Here is a 17,509-nt window from a genome sequence, read left to right as displayed (position 1 = left end):
CCAAGTGCGATCAAAGTATCGCTTCTTGGCGTCCGCTGACGGGGAGCCAGACCAGTGAGCCGCATGGATGCGGCGACCAAGCCCCCATGGACGGGTTTACGGCGTCCCCGCAAATCCACAGCCCCCCGCCATCCCTCGGTGAAACCCTGAGCAATGAACGCACGCCGTTGCTGTTGCCGTTGCCCTGGCTTGAAACGGGTGCCGGGCAGCGCCCGGCCCGGTATCCTTTGCTTCTGATGTCCGATCTTGTCCATGCCAGCCGCGAAGCCCTCAGCGAAGGCGGCGCGCTCGCCTCGCACCTGGATGCGTTCGTGCCGCGTCCGGCGCAGCTGCGCCTGACCGAGGCCATTGCCGATGCGCTGCAGCAGCGCGATCTGCTGCTGGCCGAGGCCGGCACCGGCACCGGCAAGACATTCGCCTATCTGGTGCCGGTGCTGCTGTCCGGACTGCGCACCATCATCTCCACCGGCACCCGCGCGCTGCAGGACCAGCTCTACCACCGCGATCTGCCGCGCGTGCGCCAGGCGCTGGGCGTGGGCCTGCGCAGCGCACTGCTGAAGGGGCGTGCCAATTACCTGTGCCGTTACCGCCTGCAGCAGGCCCGCGGTGAGCCGCGCTTTTCCAGCCCGGAACAGGCCGCGCAGTTCCAGCGCATCCTGGCCTGGTCGGGGCGCTCGGAGTTCGGCGATATCGCCGAACTGGATGGCCTGGCCGATGATTCGCCGCTGTTGCCGATGGTGACTTCCACCGTCGACAACTGCCTGGGCACGGACTGCCCGTTCTGGGATGACTGCTTCGTGGCGCGCGCGCGGCAACGCGCGCAGGCGGCGGATGTGGTGGTGGTCAACCATCATCTGCTGCTGGCCGATCTGGCGCTGAAGCAGGACGGGTTCGGTGAACTGCTGCCGGGGGCGCAGGCCTTCGTCATCGACGAGGCGCACCAGTTGCCCGAGCTGGCGGCGCAGTTCTTCGGTGAAGGCTTCGGCATGAGGCCCTGGCAGGAGCTGGGGCGCGACTGCCTGGCCGAGGCGCGCGGCGTGGGCGGGGCGCAGGCCAGTCTGCAGGACGTCGTCGATCAGCTGCAGCAGGCACTGCTGGCCTTGCGCCTGGCCATGGAAGGGTTGCCGCAACGGGGCACGCAGTGGCGTGCGCTGACGATGCCGCAGGTGCGCGATGGATTCGACACTGTGATGAGCTGCCTGGTGGCCCTGGAGCAGACGCTGCAGCCGCTGCGCGATGCCGCAGCGGGCCTGGATGCCTGCCATGCTCGGGCACGTGAAGCGATTTCGCGTCTGGCGCGCTGGCTGGGCGAGGACGAGCCAGTGCTCGATTTCGATGCCGACCCGAACGATGCACCGGCGGCGGCCGATGTGCTCTGGTATGAGCTGACCCCGCGCGGCTTCCGCTGCCAGCGCACGCCGATGGATGTGTCCGGCCCGTTGCGCGAACACCGCGAGCGCAGCCGTGCCGCGTGGATCTTCACCTCGGCCACGCTGACGGTGGGCGGGGGCTTCGACCACATCGCCACGCGCCTGGGGCTGGATGATCCGCATACGCTGGTGCAACCCAGCCCCTTCAACTGGCCCGAGCAGGCGCTGTGTTACCTGCCTGCGGGCCTGCCCGATCCGGCCGCGCGCGGCTTTGGCACGGCGCTGATCCAGACCCTGCAGCCGGTTCTGCGTGCCTCGCAGGGCCGGGCCTTCCTGCTGTTCGCCTCGCATCGGGCCCTGCGCGAAGCGGCCGAGGCGCTGCGCGACGGGCCGTGGCCGTTGTTCGTGCAGGGCGAGGCGCCGCGCGCAACCCTGCTGCAGCGCTTCCGCGAATCGGGCAATGGTGTCCTGCTGGGCTCGGCCAGTTTCCGCGAAGGCGTGGATGTGGTGGGCGAGGCGCTGAGCGTGGTGGTGATCGACAAACTACCCTTTGCTGCCCCCGACGACCCGGTCTACGAGGCCCGCCTGGAGGCGATCCGCAGCCAGGGCGGCAATCCCTTCCGCGACGAACAGCTGCCGCAGGCGGTCATTGCGCTGAAGCAGGGCGTGGGCAGGCTGATCCGCAGCGAAACCGATCGCGGCGTGCTGGTGCTGTGCGACCCTCGTCTGCTGAACCGGGGCTATGGGCGGGTGTTCCTGTCGTCGCTGCCGCCGTTCCGGCAAACCCGCGCCCTGGCCGATGTGCAGGCCTTCTTTGCGCCACAATGGGCCCCCGCGGCCGACGCTGCCGCCCCCCCGACGCCGGCGCCTGCGGCGCCCGAGCCCCCAGCGGGTCCACTGCCGGCCCCCGGCGCCACGTTCCCCTTGTTCTGACCTGATCCGATGAAACTGCTCGCCTTTGAAACCGCCACCGAAGCCTGTTCCGTTGCCCTGCATGTGGACGGGCAGGTGCTGGAACGCTTCGAGATCGCCCCGCGCCGGCATGCCGAACTGAGCCTGCCCTGGGCCGAGGCCCTGCTGGCCGAGGCCGGCATCAGCCGCCGGCAGCTGGATGGCATCGCGCTCAGCCGTGGTCCCGGCGCCTTCACCGGTGTGCGCCTGGCGATCGCGATCGCACAGGGCATTGCCCTGGCGCTGGACCGCCCGCTGCTGCCGGTGTCGACGCTGCAGGTGCTGGCGTTGCGCGCACCGGCCGAGGAATCGCAGATCCTGTCGGTGATCGATGCGCGGATGGGCGAGCTGTACGCCGCGCGCTTTGAGCGCGTGGATGGGCTGCCGGTGGTGGCCTGCGACGCCGAGCGCGTGTGCGCGCCTGCTGCTGTGGTGCTGCCGGATGGGCTGCAGGCCTACGGTGTCGGCAGTGGTTTCGCTGCCGCCGACGGTGCACTGGTGGCGCAGCTGGGTGCTGGGCTGCGCGGATTCGATGCGACGGCATTGCCGCGTGCGTCCGATGTGCTGGCGCTGGCGCTACCTGCGTTCGCACGCGGCGAAGGCATCGCCGCCGAGCGGGTCGAACCGGCATACCTGCGCGACAACGTCGCGCTGACCCTGGTCGAGCAGCAGGCCGCCCGCGAGGCGAAGGCGAAAGCCAACGGCTGAGCCCCTCGTGGCGGGGGCGGGGCGCGTAAATCCAATGCCGTGCTTGGCCGGGCGGGGTGGGGCCGCGGGGGACGCCGCAAGTACGTCCCTGTAGGCTTGGCCGCGGCATCCATGCCGCGGACACCCCCGCGAACCCACCCCGCCCGGCCTTTGACAGTTTCCGTGCGCGGCCGCCACGGAAAATCAAAAAAGAAAAATCAAAGTCAAAGTCAAACGCCGATCGCTTCGCTCGCATCCACGCATGGCGTGGATGTGTCGACCAAGGTCGACACCTACCAGAAGCGAAGAAGCGCCGCGATCTGTCGGAGGTGGGGCGGTGTCGGGTGGCGGGGTATCCGCGGCATGGATGCCGCGGCTAAGCCTACAAGGACGTACTTGCGGCGTCCCCGCCACCCGACACCGCCCCGCCAAGCCCACAATTCCCACCGCCGCTGTGGCTGTTGCCGTTGCTCTGGCTCTGCAGCGGGTCCCGGGCCGCAGGCCCGGGCGACAAACCCCTACCGGTCGTCGCGTAGTTCGCCGCCGGGCAGGAACACCCAGGTGCGGGTCACCTGCAGGATATCCACGCCATCATCGGTCTTTGGCAACGCGGGGAACGGCTGCGCCAGCGACACCACCCGCAACGCCGCCTGGTCCAGCAGCGGCGTGCCGCTGGATTTCAGGATCCGGCTGCTTTCCACGCTGCCATCGCGGCGCACGCCCACGCTGATCACCACCTGGCCACCCAGCCGGCGCTGCCGCGCCTCGTCCGGGTAATTCAGGTTGCCGACCTGCTCGGCCCGGTCCACCCAGGCACGCAGATAATTGGCGTAGGCGTATTCACGGGTGCTGGCCGAAACGAACTTGCGGTTCGGTCGCTTCGCATACTGCGCCGAGCGCAGGTGAACCTCGGCCGCCAGCCGTGCCATCTCCGCATCGCGCTGCTCGCGCGCGGTCACCGGGGCGTCCGGAGTCGGTTCAAGCGGGGTGGGACGCGACTGCGCCTGGGCCACCACGCCCTCGCCATTGCGGCTGCTGACCACACGTGCTTCGGGCGGCGGCACCGGCGCGGCCGACTGCTGCTGTTGCGGTACCGGGCTCAGCCCACTCTGCGCCTGCGGCACCACGCCGGTCTGGTTGTCGCGCGGGCGCTGGGCGCGGTCATGCTCGCCACCGCCCTCCTGGTTGGCGGCAGCCAGGAAATCGGCCTGCTTCGGCGTCAGCGGCGTGCGGGTCTGGCTGAAGATCACTTCCAGCGTGGGCACCAGCGGTGCGTCCCCTTTCACGGCGAAGCCCACCGCCAGTACCAGCAGCACGTGCAGCAGGACCGAAAGGGCCAGGGTCGCGGCCAGCCGCTGTGCTTCGCGCGGGGGCGGGGGCAGCACGGCAGGAACAGCATTCATCAGCGCAGGCCGGCCTCGATCGCGTCGAACAGGGTGCCGGCGATGTTCAGCCCGTACTGCGCATCCAGCTCGCGCACGCAGGTCGGGCTGGTCACGTTCACTTCGGTCAGGTAGTCGCCAATCACGTCCAGGCCAACAAAACGCATGCCGCGCCGCTTCATCTCCGGGCCGACCTGGGCGGCAATCCAGCGGTCGCGTTCGCTCAGCGGCCGACCTTCACCCCGCCCGCCAGCGGCCAGGTTGCCACGGAATTCATCGCCCTGCGGAATACGCGCCAGGCAGTAATCCACCGGCTCGCCGTCCACCAGCAGGATGCGCTTGTCGCCGGCGGTGATGTCGGGAATGAACTTCTGCGCCAGCGCCAGCTTGCGGCCACCGTCGGTCAGCGTTTCCAGGATCACGTTCAGGTTGGGATCGCCCTGGCCGCTGCGGAAGATCGAACGACCGCCCATGCCGTCCAGTGGCTTCAGCACCGCCTGGCCATGTTCCAGCGCGAATGCTTTCAGTGCCTTGGCATCGCGGCTGACCAGCGTGGGCGGGCAGCACTGCGGGAACAGCAGGGCCGCCAGCTTTTCGTTGTAGTCGCGCAGGCCCTGCGGGTTGTTCACCACGCAGGCGCCAGCGGCGGCGGCCAGGTCCAGCACCTGGGTGTCGTAAATGAACTCGGCATCGACCGGCGGGTCCTTGCGCATCAATACCACTTGGCCGGGGCCGAACACGGTGCGGCTGAATGCGCCAAGTTCGTACCAGCCGCTGGGATCGTCACGCACCTGCAGCGGGGCGGTACGGGCCACGGCCAGGCCGCCTTCCAAGGCCAGGCCACCGGGTTGCACGTAGTGCAGGGCGTGGCCACGGCGCTGGGCTTCCAGCAGCATGGCAAAGGTCGTGTCCTTGGCGATCTTGATATGGGCGATGGGATCCATCACCACGATGACGTTCAACGGCATGGGCGCACCTTCAAGGCAAGGCGCTGATGGTAGCGGCAACGCCGCCCCCGTGCCTGCCTGCGGGGGTGCAACGCTGCGTCCCCGCGCCGTCTGCCATGGCCGGTTCTGCGCAGTCTCTGCCAAACCGGTCACGTTCAGCCGGGCGCCACGCCCCGCCCCGTGGGACGGCCTTGAAGCGGGCGCGGAAAGTGCGATATAGATACGCTTTCGCAGCGGCACCCAACCTAGAAGGGCCGCGCGCTTGGGGAATGGCAATGACTGAAAACATGACTGCGGGCGGGGAACTCGCAGGCCTCCGGGTGATGGTCATCGATGACTCGAAGACCATCCGCCGGACTGCGGAAACACTGCTCAAGCGCGAAGGCTGCGAGGTGGTGACCGCGACCGATGGCTTCGAGGCTCTGGCCAAGATCGCGGACCAGCAGCCACAGATCATCTTCGTCGACATCATGATGCCGCGCCTGGATGGCTACCAGACCTGTGCCCTGATCAAGGGCAACCAGCTGTTCAAGTCCACCCCGGTCATCATGCTGTCTTCCAAGGACGGCCTGTTCGACAAGGCGCGCGGGCGCATCGTCGGCTCGGAGCAGTACCTGACCAAGCCTTTCACGCGTGAAGAACTGCTGGGTGCCATCCGCACATACGTCAACGCCTGACCAGGGGGGAAAGGCACAATGGCTCGTATCGTCCTGATCGAGGATTCACCGACCGACCGCGCGGTATTCACCCAGTGGCTGCGCCGTGCCGGCCATGAGGTGCTGGAAGCGGACAACGCCGAAGATGGCCTGCAGCTGGTACGCGACCAGGTCCCACAGCTGGTGCTGATGGACGTGGTGCTGCCGGGCATGAGTGGTTTCCAGGCGACCCGGGCGATGGCCCGCGACGCGGCGACCAAGCACATCCCGGTGATCATCGTCAGCACCAAAGCGATGGAAACCGACAAAGCCTGGGGCCTGCGCCAGGGCGCAGCCGATTACATCGTCAAGCCGCCGCGCGAAGAGGAACTGATCGCGCGCATCAACGAGCTGGTGGCCTGATGCGTTCGCCTTTCGACATTCTTGAAGCCTACGAACGGCGCAGCCTGGCCCATGCGGTGCAGCTGCCCGAGCGCCAGTTCGCCGAGGACCTCTGGCGTGGCGTCGGCTACCGGGTCGGCCAGCGCCGGCTGGTGTCCGATTTCCGCGAAGTGGTGGAAATCGTGCCGATGCCGCCGGTCACCCCGGTGCCGTGCGCACAGCCGTGGCTGCTGGGCGTGGGCAACCTGCGCGGCAACCTGTTCCCGGTGGTTGATCTGAAGTACTTCCTGGAAGGTGCGCGTACCGTGCAGCAGGAAGGCCAGCGCGTGCTGATCATGCGCCAGGCCGGCGGCGACGTGGCCCTGACCATCGATGAACTGTTTGGCCAGCGCAGCTTTGAACTGGCCCAGCAGATCGATGCCGGCCGCCTGGCCGAGGGCCGCTACGGCCACTTCGTCGATCGCGCCTTCCATGCCGACGGCCACGATTGGGGCGTGTTCTCGCTCTCGTTGCTGTCGCGTACCCCTGAATTCCGGCAAGCCGCGGCCTGAGGCCGGGCAACGCCCCCTGCATTGAACCTCGAGGTTGAACGATGAGTACTGCTTCGGACGCCACCAAGACCGGCAAGCTGCGGCTGGGCGGCAGCAACCTGTGGCTGGCCCTGCTGTTGCTGTCCATGGTCCTGTTCGGCCTGAACACGGGTGTGGCCACCTGGCAGGGCAGCCGCCTGGCCGACGCCGGCTCCAAGGCCGCCGACCTGCAGGTGCTGTCACAGCAGCTGGCCAACCAGGGCCGTGATGCCGTGGGCGGCAACGCGCAGGCGTTCACCGCCTTCAAGGCCACCCGCAACGCCATCGAACAGAACGTCTCGACCCTGCAGGGGCGCTACGGCAGCGAGCCGGGCGTGTCCAAGGCCATCGGCACACTGGCCGAGACGTGGGCGCCGCTGGGCAAGCAGGCCGGCCAGCTGGTCGCTAGTGAACCGGCCGTACTGGCCCTGGCCGGCAACGCCAACAACTTCACCGGCGCCGTGCCGGGCCTGCAGGCGCAGTTGAATGAACTGGTGCGGGCGATGTCTGCCTCGGGCGCGCCGGCTTCACAGGTGTACAGCGCCCTGCAGCAGGTTGTGGTGGCCGGTTCGATGGCCCGCCGGGTGACCGAAATGCGCGCCGGTGGCACTGCTGCGGCCGCCTCGGGCGACGCGCTGGCGCGCGACATCACCGTGTTCTCGCAGGTGCTTGATGGCCTGCGCAACGGCAACGAAGAACTGGGCATCACCGCCGTGCGCGGCGCCGGCGCCGTCGCCGCGCTGGAACAGTCACAGCAGAAGTGGGAGGCGATGAAGCAGGGCGCCGACGCCATCCTGGCCAGCTCGCGCCAGCTGTTTGCCGCGCAGTCGGCCGCCACGGCCCTGGGCCAGGGCTCCGCCCACATGCTCGATGACAGCCGCAAGCTGTTCGAGGCGTTCTCTTCGTTTGGTTCGGTGTCCGACACCCGTCTGTTCCCGAACTTCTGGATCGGCGTGGTGTCCGGTGCGCTGTCGCTGATCGCGATCATCGGCTTCGTGTCCACCAACGTGCGCAGCCGTTCGCGTGAACAGGAACTGCGCTACCAGACCCAGGTGGAGTTCAACAGCCGCAACCAGCAGGCGATCATGCGACTGCTGGACGAAATCAGCTCGCTCGGTGAAGGCGACCTGACGGTGAAGGCGTCGGTGACCGAAGACATGACCGGCGCGATCGCAGACGCGATCAACTACGCCGTCGATGAGCTGCGCCACCTGGTGACCACCATCAACGACACCTCGGCCAAGGTGGCCGTGTCCACCCAGGAAACCCAGGCCACGGCCATGCAGCTGGCCGAAGCGGCCGGCCACCAGGCCAACCAGATCACCTCGGCGTCGGACCGAATCGGCGAAATCGCCGCCAGCATCGAACAGGTGTCGCGCAACTCGGCCGAGTCGGCCGACGTGGCACAGCGCTCGGTGGTGATCGCCGCCGAAGGTGCCGGCGTGGTGCGCGAGACCATCCAGGGCATGGACCAGATCCGTGACCAGATCCAGGAAACCTCCAAGCGCATCAAGCGCCTGGGCGAGTCCTCGCAGGAAATCGGCTCGATCGTGGAACTGATCAACGACATTTCCGAACAGACCAACATCCTGGCGTTGAACGCGGCCGTGCAGGCGGCGTCGGCCGGTGAAGCAGGCCGCGGTTTCGCGGTCGTGGCCGACGAAGTGCAGCGCCTGGCAGAACGTACCTCGGGCGCCACCCGACGCATCGAAAACCTGGTGCAGGCCATTCAGGCCGATACCAACGAAGCGGTCACCTCGATGGAGCAGACCACCGCCGAAGTGGTCTCCGGCGCCCGCCTGGCCGAGGACGCGGGTACCGCGCTGACCGAAATCGAGCGCGTGTCCAACGCCCTGAACACCCTCATCAAGAACATTTCGATCGCCGCCCAGCAGCAGTCCGCTGCGGCCTCGGACATCACCCGCACCATGGGCGTGATCCGGCAGATCACCGGCCAGACCTCGCAGGGCGCCGGCCAGACCGCCGAGTCGATCGGCCACCTGGCACAGCTGGCCGCCGATCTGCGTCGTTCGGTGGCCGACTTCAAGCTGCCGGCGTGACACGGGCAGGGCGGCGAGCAAGGAACCAGTCGATGAAGCATTTCCATTCCCCAGGCCACGGACCGCGCGGTAGTCGCGCGGTGGCGACCGGAGCGCACCGATGAGCAGCAGTCTGCGCGACGCCATGAGCCATGCAGCCCTGGGCTGGGTGAAGCCCGAGCTGGACGAGACCCTGCGCCTGGTGCGCAACGAGGTCGAGTACTTCGTGGAAGACCCGGCCGATGGCAGCCGCATGCGCATCTGCGCCGGTTACCTGCACCAGGTGCAGGGCACCCTGCGCATGGTGGAACTGTATGCGCCGGCGATGGTGGCCGAGGAACTGGAACAGCTGGCCGTCGCCGTCGGCGAAGGCCGCGTGGCCGACCGCGATGAAGCCTGTGCCACGCTGATGCGCGGCAGCGTGCTGCTGCCCGATTACCTGGAACGCCTGCAGAACGGCCATCGCGATATTCCGATCGTGCTGATGCCGCTGTTGAACGAGATCCGCGCCGCGCGCGGCGAAGAGGGCGTCAATGACAGCGTGCTGTTCGCCTTCGCGCCCGACAGCGTGACCGCGACCGAGGCCGAGCTGGACCACGCCCGTGGCAGCCTGAGCGGGCGCAACCGCGAACTGCTGGATACGGTGGGCAGCGCGGTGAAGGAAGAACTGCTGCAGGTGAAGGATGCGCTGGATCTGCACCTGCGCACCGGCGGCGCGCCGCAGCAGCTGCAGGACCAGGTGACCAAGCTGGGTGCCGTGGCCGATACGCTGGGCATGATGGGCCTGGGCGCTGCGCGTGGCGTGGTGGTGCAGCAGCGCGATGCGCTGCTGGGCGTGGTGGAAGGCCGTCAGCAGATCGATGAAGACCTGCTGCTGGATATTGCCGGTGCGCTGTTGTACGTCGATGCGTCGCTGGACGACCAGGTCGCCCATCTGGGTGCCGGTGGCAGCGGCGAAGACGACCCCAGCGCGGTGGAAAACCGCCGCACGGTGGAAATCCTGGCGCACGAAGCGATTGCCAATTTCGCCGCCGCACGCGAGCATTTCGTCGCCTTCATCGAGACCAGCTGGAACCACAGCGAACTGCAGGACGTGCCGCGCCTGCTGGGCGACGTGTCCGGTGCGCTGCGCATGCTCGATCTCGGCACCGCTGCCGACTATCTGCGCGGCGTGCAGCAGTACATCGAGGCCGAACTGATCGGCCGCCAGCGCGTGCCCAGCGGTCGCCAGCTGGATACCCTGGCTGATGCCATGGCCAGCCTGGAGTACTACCTGGAAGCGCTGCGCGACCGCCGTCCGGGACGCGAAGACATCCTCGACATCACCCGCAGCAGCCTGGAAGCGCTGCGTTACTGGCCGCTGCCCGAGCGCAGCACGCCTGCCGTTGCCGGGGCGGTTACCGAAGCCCTGCCTGAGCCGGTGCAACGCGAGGCGCTGGCGGTGCCCGCTGCTGCGCTGCAGGTCGAGCCGCTGCAGATCGAGGTGCAGCCGGCGGCGCCCGCACCGGGCGACGTGCCGCTGCCGCTGCCTGATTTCACCTTCGATCCGCCGCCGGCACAACCGGCCGTGGATGCAGCCGATCATTCCCTGGTATTTGGTTCACTGGAACTGGCCGATGTCGATGCGCCGGTGCGGCAAGACAGCGCGCCGGTCGATACGGGCAATCTGCTGTTCGCAGCGTCCAGCGCGCCGCCGCCGGCGGTGCCGCAGTGGGAACTGGGCAGCCTGGACCATGGCACCGAGGCTGCGCCTGCCGATGACCATGCACGTGAGCCGACCTTCGCCAGTTTCGACCCGGTCAGCTATGAAGCCGACGCCGACGTGGGCGACGCGTCGGCTGCATCGCAGTGGTCGTTGACGCCTGCAACGCTGCAGGTGGGCGAGGGTCATGCGCACACGCCGGATGATGTGGAAGACAGCGTGGCCGTGGCTGACTGGGCAGATGCCACGGTGTTGAATGGGGCGGTGGCCGCGTCGTTCGATCCGGTTGCCGCCGAGCAGGACGGTCTGCCGGTGGCCGATGAAGAAGTGGTGTTCCACTTCGACGCCAGCGAACTGGACAATGCCGACCACGTGCTGTCCCTGCACGCCATGGAGACGCTGGCGCTGGACGACGCGCCGGCGCTGGACGCGGCACTGGAGATCGTCGACGCTGCGCCGTCGGCCGATCCGCTTGAGGACGCGCAAGCGCTGGACGCAGCCACGGTGGAGGCCGAAGCCGAAGCCGAGCCGGTCGTCGCAGTGGAGATTCCGGACGAGATTCCTGCCGTCGCCACCATCGATGTGGACGCTATTGCGCCGATCGACTTCAGCGACGCCGATACGGCGTTCCTGGCCGAACTGAGCGCCGCTGCAGCGGAGTTCAACCCGCATGCCGAGGCGGCGCCCGCGGCCGAGCCGGTGGCCGTTGCGGCCAGCGCGGCCGACGTTGGCATTGAGGGCGGCTTCGAAGACGACGCCGAGAACATCGACCAGGACATCCGTGAGGTATTCCTGGAAGAGTTCGACGATGAACTGCAGAACCTGGGCACGCTGTTGCCGCCCTGGCGCATGCAGCCGGACAACATGGACCGGCTGCGGCCGATCCGCCGTATCTTCCACACGCTCAAGGGCAGTGGCCGCCTGGTCGGCGCACGCACATTGGGGGAGTTCGCCTGGAAGATCGAAAGCCTGCTCAACCGCGTGCTCGATGGCACCCGCCCGGCTACCCCGGCCGTGCTGGCGATGGTGGACCATGCCCACGCCGCCCTTCCGCAGCTGAACGCCGCGCTGCGCCATGGCCAGCGCATCACCGTGGATCTGCAGGCCATGCAGGCCATTGCCGATCGTGTCGGTGCCGGTGAGGAAACCTTCTACGTCCCGCTCCCTGGCGCCGCGGCGCCTGCGGTGGACGTGCCCGCTGTGGCGGTGGCCAGCGAAGACGCTGCGGCGCGGGTCGACGTGCCCGCCGTCGACGTCGTCGAGTCCGCGCCGGAACCGGCGGCCGCGCCGATCGGCACGCCCGCGCAGATCGACAGCGTGCTGCAGGAAATCCTGGAAGCCGAGGTGGAACTGCACCTGGCCACGTTGCACGCCTGGCTGCAGGCCGCACAGCAGGCACCGCACGCGGTGACCGACGCGCTGCTGCGTGCGGTGCATACCATGAACGGCGCCTTCGCGATGACCGAGGTGCCGGAAATCACCACGGTCACCGGCACGGCAGAGTCGTACATCAAGCGTGCCCTGGCCGCGCAGGCTGTGCCTGCCGAGGAAGGTGTATCGGCGCTGCTGGACACCGCCCAGGCCATTGCCGGCACGATGACGGCACTGCAGGCCGAGCAGCCGCGCATCCAGCCGCACGATGCGCTGGCGCAGCGTCTGCAGGCCCTGGCCGAGGCGCTGCCGGAGGCGCGTTGGCCTGTGCTGGAGATGGATGAGGAGGACGAGGGCAGCGATGCGATGCGCGTCGATGCCGAGGCCGAGGTGGCCGAACCGGTCATCGACGAGGCAATCGACCTTGCCGCCAGCAATGAGCCGCCGCTGACGGGGGAATCCGGGCTGGAGCGCGTCGAACTGACCGGCGGTGAAGACCTGTCCCCGTTCTTCGATGCCGGCTGGCCGTCGCTGCCGCAGGCGAGCGAAGAGCGCGAGGCCGCGTTGCTGGCCACCGAAGAAACAACCCCGGCAGACGCGGATGCGAATGCGATGGTCGTCGAGGAATCCAGCGAAGCACTGTCGGCCGCAGACGCCGACGATGCAGACCTGACCGGTGCCGATGACCTGTCGCCGTACCTGGACGCCAGTGCGCTGCCCGTGGACGACAGTGACCTGGACGATGCGACGCAGGCGCTTGCGGATGACGTGATCGACCAGCCTGCAACGCTGCCCAGCGCGGACCAGACCCCGCTGTACGAAGATGAGGATGAACAGGCGCTCGACAGCACGCTGGCGAGCCTGCACGATGATATGGCTGCGCCGGGCTTTGCCGAGCCGGTCACTCTGGAGGCTGCGCTGGATGCAGGCCTGCACGTGATCGAGCCGGAGCAGGTGCTGGACGAGCAGGCCGATTGGCCGGTGCTCGGCCTGCAGGCCAGCGAACTCGCGCCCGGCGAGGCAGATGCCTTTGCCGAGGCTGCGGACGTCGACGGGGAAACGGCGGTCGGTGAAGGAGAGAGCGCCGACCTGCCGTCCCCGGCGACGGTGGACGAGCCCGAGCCCGCACCTGAGCCGGTTGCGACCCCGCCGGTTCCGTTGTTCGAACTGGAAGACGCTCCGGGCCAGGCCGCGCACATGACCGCAGCGATCGTCGATACCGTCGACACTGATGCAGTCGACGCGGTCGACGTGGCTGACACGGCCATCGCAACCGGCGACGAAGATGAGGCACCGAGCGACCTGCTCGACTTCAGCGTCTACGACCGCGAGCTGGTCGACATCTTCGTGGAAGAAGGCAACGACCTGCTCGACCATTGCGATGGCCTGATCAGCGAACTGCGCGATGCGCCTGATGATCGCGAAGCCCTGGCGGGCCTGCAGCGCGATCTGCACACGCTCAAGGGCGGTGCGCGCATGGCCGGCATCAATGCCATCGGCGATCTGGGGCACAGCATCGAGTCGCTGCTGGAAGCCGTGGCTGCCGGTCGCACCGACATTGAACGCCGCGACGTCCACCTGCTGGAACGTGGCTTCGACCGTCTGCACCAGCTGCTGACCCGCACCGGCGAGCACCGTGCAGTGGAACCGGCGCAGGACCTGCTGGAAGCGTTCGAAGCACGCACCCACGTGGGTTCGACCAGCACCGCCGTGGCTTCCAGCAAGGATGTCGAAACACCTGCGGTACCCGCCGCGCCACAGGCGCTGGCCGATGCGCCGCTGTCGGCACCGCTGCCGATGGAAGGCGCCCCGGATGAAGATCCGCTGGCCCGTCCGCAGCAGGAGCAGGTGCGTGTGCGCGCCGATCTGCTGGACCGCCTGGTCAACCATGCCGGTGAAGTGGCCATCTACCGCTCGCGCCTGGAGCAGCAGCTCGGCGCCTTCCGCGGCGCGATGGGCGAGCTGGAGCGCACCAATGCGCGACTGCGCGACCAGTTGCGCCGACTGGATCTGGAAACCGAAGCGCAGATCGTCGCCCGTTACCAGCGCGAGCAGGACCAGGCCGACCAGAAGTTCGATCCGCTGGAGCTGGACCGCTTCTCGACCCTGCAGCAGCTCAGCCGCGCGCTGAACGAATCGGCGGCCGACCTTGGCGGCCTGCAGGGCGTGCTGGACGATCTGTCGCGCCAGTACGATTCGCTGCTGCAGCAGCAGTCCCGCGTCAGCTCGGAACTGCAGGACGGCCTGATGCGCGCGCGCATGGTGCCGTTCGACGGCCTGGTGCCACGCCTGCGCCGTGTCGTCCGCCAGGCCGGTATCGATACTGGCAAGCAGGTGCACCTGACTCTGGAAGGCACCCACGGCGAACTGGACCGCAACGTGCTCGACCGCATGGTCGCGCCGCTGGAACACATGCTGCGCAATTCGGTGGCCCATGGCCTGGAAGCGCCCGAACAACGCCGCAGCGCTGGCAAGCCGGAGGAGGGCGAGGTTGCCATCCGCCTGCACCGCGAAGGCTCGGAAATCGTGCTGGAAGTGGCCGACGACGGCGCCGGCCTTGACCGCGAGGCGATCCGCCGCCGCGCCATCGACCGTGGCCTGCTGGGCGCCGATGCGCAGCCGAACGAGCAGGAACTGGACAACCTGATCTTTGCCTCCGGCTTCTCCACCGCCGACCAGGTCAGCCAGCTGGCCGGCCGCGGCGTGGGCATGGACGTGGTGCGCAATGAAGTGCGCCAGCTCGGCGGCTCGGTCGACATCCAGTCGGTGCGTGGCCAGGGCGTGCGTTTCACCTTGCGCCTGCCGCAGACGCTGGCCGTCACCCAGGCCGTGTTCGTGCAGATCGGAGAAACCACCTTTGCCGTGCCGGTGGCCTCGGTCAGCGGTATCGGCCGCCTGTCGCGCGATCGTTTCGAAGCGGCCGACAGCAGCTACCGCTACAGCGGCGAAGATTTCCCGCTGTACGACCTGGGCAGTCTGGTCGGCCAGGCCCCGGCACGGGCCGACGGCCAGGAGCAGGTGCCGCTGCTGCTGGTGCGCGCCGGCGACCTGCGCGCGGCCGTGGCCATCGACCAGGTACTGGGCAACCGGGAAATCGTGGTCAAGCCGGTGGGCCTGCAGATTGCATCGGTGCCGGGCATCTACGGCGCCACCATCACCGGCGATGGCCGCGTGGTGGTCATCCTGGACGTGGCCCCGCTGGTGCGCCGCTACCTGGCCAACCCGATCGTGCCGGTGCAGGACAATGCACCGCGCCAGGAACGGCAGGTGCCGCTGGTGATGGTGGTCGACGACTCGCTGACCATGCGCAAGGTGACCAGCCGCATCCTGGAACGCCACAACTTCGAAGTGAGCGTGGCGCGCGACGGCGTGGAAGCGCTGGAGCAGCTGGAAGAGCGCGTGCCCGACCTGATGCTGCTGGATATCGAAATGCCGCGCATGGATGGCTACGAGCTGGCCACGGCAATGCGTGCCGACCCGCGCTACAAGGACGTACCGATCGTGATGATCACCTCGCGCAGTGGCGACAAGCATCGCCAGCGCGCCTTCGAGATCGGCGTGCAGCGCTACCTGGGCAAGCCCTACCAGGAGCTGGACCTGATGCGCAATGTGTATGACCTGCTGGGGATCGCCCGTGTCCGTGAGTGACGTCAATCCGGTTCCGGCCGTTGCCCTGCTGGCCCGCCCGGGCGCGGCGCGCGAGCGCCTGCGTGAAGCGCTGGCCCATGCCGATGTGCAGATCGTGCTGGAAGACGACCCGACCACGCTGGAGCCGCAGTCGCTGGCCGACGCCCATCCGCAGTTCGTGGTCATTGCGCTGGAAGCGGCCATCGAGGACGCCCTGGAGCGTCTGGAGCCGGCCTTGTCCGCGCCGGGGCTGACGCTGGTGTTCGATGAGGCCGAGCTGGCCGCGCGCCGCGATGGCTGGGAGGCCCAGCGCTGGGGCCGCCATCTGGCTGCCAAGCTGCATGGCCACCAGCAGGTGCTGCCGCCCGGCGCCGAAGACGAGCCCAGCCTGCAGCTGGAACCGGGGCTGACGCTGACCCCGCCACAGCCGCAGGAGACCGCGCTGCAGTCCCATCTGGACCAGGCGTTGTCGTGGGCCGACAACGTGCCTGCCGACAGCCTGTATGTGCCGCCGGTGGACCTGCATGAACCCATCGCGCTGGAACAGGCGCTGGCTGCGCTGCAACCGGTGCTGCCCGAGGCGCCCGCCGAGCTCGATGCGCCGCTGGAGTCGCCGGGCCCGGCGGTGGAGCCGCCCGCGGTGCCGGCGCTCACGTTGGGCGACCACACCGCCTGGTCACTGGTGGATGAGCCAGCTGTAGAAGCGGCACCGATTGCCCGGGCCAGTACCTCCGCACCGACGGCCAGCTTCGAGACCGGCCACTTGAGCCTGGTCGATCTGGATGCGGCCGCACCGGCCGGTGCCAACGCCGGTGCGCTGCTGGTCTTGGCCGGTATTGGCGGACCCGATGCGCTGCGACGCCTGCTGGCCGCACTGCCGGCAGGCCTGCGCGTGCCGGTGCTGGTGCACATGCGCCTGGATGGCGGTCGCTACGGCAACCTGGTCAAGCAGATGGCGCGCATCTCGCCGTTGCCGGTGCAGCTGGCCGAACCGGGCCAACGCGCCACGCCGGGTGAGGTGCATGTACTGGCCGACGACATGGGGGTGCAGGGGGCCGCAGATGGGTTGTACTTCCAGACCCGTGCGCAGGGCATCGCGATCGACGCCCTGCCGCCGGCGCACACTGCCGTGGTCCTGCTCAGTGGCGCCGACCTGGCCCATGTGGGGCCGGCACTGGACCTCGCCGCCGCAGGCGCGTGGGTGGCCGGACAGGTTGGTGAGGGATGCTACGACCCGGCCGCTGCGACGGCCGTGGTTGCCGCCGGCATGGTCGCCGGTGAACCGCAGGAACTGGCGCAGGCGATTGTCGCCCGCTGGGCCCAGCACGACGATGACGGAGACGCAGCATGAGTTACGCCAGCAATGACGAGATCCGCGGGGTCCTGATCCAGGCCGGTGGCGAGCGCGTGCTGCTGCCCAACGCCACCGTGGCTGAAATGATGTCGCGCGTAGCGATCGAGCCGATTGCCGACGCGCCGCGCTGGCTGCTGGGCCAGATCGCCTGGCACGGCTGGCAGGTACCGCTGCTGTCGTTTGCGCGCCTGACCGGCCTCGGCGACGAGACGGTGGGCGGGCACAACAAAGTGGTGGTGCTGAAGGCGCTCAGCGGCAACGCCCAGCGCCCTTACTACGCCCTGCTGACCCAGAACTTCCCGCAGCTGATCTCGGTGCCCCGCGATGGCCTGCTGGCCGACGCGTCAGAGGAAACCCTGCCCGACATCGTGCACATGCGCGTGCTGCTGGGCGAAAAGAGCGCCCTGTTGCCGAACCTGGACGCGCTGGAAAGCGCGCTGGATTCGCTGGCCGCCTGACCCGGCGCCCACGCG

Annotated in this window: 11 protein-coding genes; 9 read left to right on the top strand and 2 right to left on the bottom strand. The window is 68.5% G+C overall.

Annotation, left to right across the window (positions count from 1 at the left end):
* The first annotated feature begins 236 nt into the window (after positions 1 to 236).
* Both RTY46_RS08025 and tsaB read left to right on the top strand, forming a co-directional pair.
* Positions 237 to 2,303: an ATP-dependent DNA helicase gene (locus RTY46_RS08025; RefSeq protein ID WP_312707661.1), complete on the top strand. Its 2,067-nt coding sequence runs from the start codon at positions 237 to 239 to the stop codon at positions 2,301 to 2,303.
* 9 nt (positions 2,304 to 2,312) lie between these two features.
* Entirely contained in the window at positions 2,313 to 3,029 is a 717-nt protein-coding gene (tsaB, locus tag RTY46_RS08020) for a tRNA (adenosine(37)-N6)-threonylcarbamoyltransferase complex dimerization subunit type 1 TsaB (RefSeq protein WP_312707660.1), read from the top strand.
* A gap of 497 nt (positions 3,030 to 3,526) precedes the next feature.
* On the opposite strand, the gene RTY46_RS08015 is transcribed toward tsaB, so the two are convergent.
* Together RTY46_RS08015 and gshB are read right to left on the bottom strand one after the other, a co-directional pair.
* Entirely contained in the window at positions 3,527 to 4,411 is an 885-nt protein-coding gene (locus RTY46_RS08015) for an energy transducer TonB (RefSeq protein WP_312707659.1), read from the bottom strand.
* Entirely contained in the window at positions 4,411 to 5,358 is a 948-nt protein-coding gene (gshB, locus tag RTY46_RS08010; RefSeq protein WP_312707658.1) for a glutathione synthase, read from the bottom strand. Before gshB ends, RTY46_RS08015 begins: the two co-directional genes overlap by 1 nt.
* A gap of 254 nt (positions 5,359 to 5,612) precedes the next feature.
* Here gshB and pilG point away from each other — a divergent pair, with 254 nt between their 5' ends.
* From pilG to RTY46_RS07975, 7 genes are all read left to right on the top strand, one after another.
* On the top strand, positions 5,613 to 6,014 hold the full coding sequence (gene pilG, locus RTY46_RS08005; RefSeq protein WP_042614342.1) for a twitching motility response regulator PilG: 402 nt from the start codon (positions 5,613 to 5,615) through the stop codon (positions 6,012 to 6,014).
* An 18-nt stretch (positions 6,015 to 6,032) separates the two neighbouring features.
* Positions 6,033 to 6,395 (top strand): response regulator, encoded by a 363-nt coding sequence (locus RTY46_RS08000; RefSeq protein WP_108756949.1) that lies wholly within the window; start codon positions 6,033 to 6,035, stop codon positions 6,393 to 6,395.
* Positions 6,395 to 6,925, top strand: a complete 531-nt coding sequence (locus tag RTY46_RS07995) for a chemotaxis protein CheW (RefSeq protein ID WP_312707657.1) — start codon at positions 6,395 to 6,397, stop codon at positions 6,923 to 6,925. The genes RTY46_RS08000 and RTY46_RS07995 overlap by 1 nt, the downstream gene beginning before the upstream one ends.
* A 41-nt stretch (positions 6,926 to 6,966) precedes the next feature.
* Complete coding sequence (locus RTY46_RS07990) at positions 6,967 to 9,003, top strand: methyl-accepting chemotaxis protein (protein WP_312707655.1); 2,037 nt, start codon at positions 6,967 to 6,969, stop codon at positions 9,001 to 9,003.
* A 100-nt stretch (positions 9,004 to 9,103) separates the two neighbouring features.
* On the top strand, positions 9,104 to 15,703 hold the full coding sequence (locus RTY46_RS07985; RefSeq protein WP_312707654.1) for an Hpt domain-containing protein: 6,600 nt from the start codon (positions 9,104 to 9,106) through the stop codon (positions 15,701 to 15,703).
* Positions 15,690 to 17,033, top strand: coding sequence for a chemotaxis protein CheB (locus RTY46_RS07980; RefSeq protein ID WP_312707653.1), 1,344 nt, complete (start codon positions 15,690 to 15,692; stop codon positions 17,031 to 17,033). Before RTY46_RS07985 ends, RTY46_RS07980 begins: the two co-directional genes overlap by 14 nt.
* Positions 17,030 to 17,494 carry a chemotaxis protein CheW gene (locus RTY46_RS07975; RefSeq protein ID WP_312707652.1) on the top strand — a complete coding sequence of 155 codons (465 nt, stop codon included), beginning with the start codon at positions 17,030 to 17,032 and terminating at the stop codon, positions 17,492 to 17,494. Before RTY46_RS07980 ends, RTY46_RS07975 begins: the two co-directional genes overlap by 4 nt.
* Positions 17,495 to 17,509: the final 15 nt, after the last annotated feature.

The organism is Stenotrophomonas sp. (genome assembly GCF_032056425.1).
Classification (GTDB): Bacteria; Pseudomonadota; Gammaproteobacteria; order Xanthomonadales; family Xanthomonadaceae; genus Stenotrophomonas.
The sequence above is the reverse complement of the archived record's forward strand: the minus strand, read 5'-3'. Positions and strand labels throughout refer to the sequence as shown.

What these genes read in the sequence shown, in the direction of transcription:
- RTY46_RS08025 (WP_312707661.1), top strand. Translation starts at nt 237, where the DNA reads ATGTCCGATCTTGTCCATGCCAGCCGCGAAGCCCTCAGCGAAGGCGGC.
- tsaB (WP_312707660.1), top strand. Translation starts at nt 2,313, where the DNA reads ATGAAACTGCTCGCCTTTGAAACCGCCACCGAAGCCTGTTCCGTTGCC.
- RTY46_RS08015 (WP_312707659.1), bottom strand. Translation starts at nt 4,411, where the DNA reads ATGAATGCTGTTCCTGCCGTGCTGCCCCCGCCCCCGCGCGAAGCACAG.
- gshB (WP_312707658.1), bottom strand. Translation starts at nt 5,358, where the DNA reads ATGCCGTTGAACGTCATCGTGGTGATGGATCCCATCGCCCATATCAAG.
- pilG (WP_042614342.1), top strand. Translation starts at nt 5,613, where the DNA reads ATGACTGAAAACATGACTGCGGGCGGGGAACTCGCAGGCCTCCGGGTG.
- RTY46_RS08000 (WP_108756949.1), top strand. Translation starts at nt 6,033, where the DNA reads ATGGCTCGTATCGTCCTGATCGAGGATTCACCGACCGACCGCGCGGTA.
- RTY46_RS07995 (WP_312707657.1), top strand. Translation starts at nt 6,395, where the DNA reads ATGCGTTCGCCTTTCGACATTCTTGAAGCCTACGAACGGCGCAGCCTG.
- RTY46_RS07990 (WP_312707655.1), top strand. Translation starts at nt 6,967, where the DNA reads ATGAGTACTGCTTCGGACGCCACCAAGACCGGCAAGCTGCGGCTGGGC.
- RTY46_RS07985 (WP_312707654.1), top strand. Translation starts at nt 9,104, where the DNA reads ATGAGCAGCAGTCTGCGCGACGCCATGAGCCATGCAGCCCTGGGCTGG.
- RTY46_RS07975 (WP_312707652.1), top strand. Translation starts at nt 17,030, where the DNA reads ATGAGTTACGCCAGCAATGACGAGATCCGCGGGGTCCTGATCCAGGCC.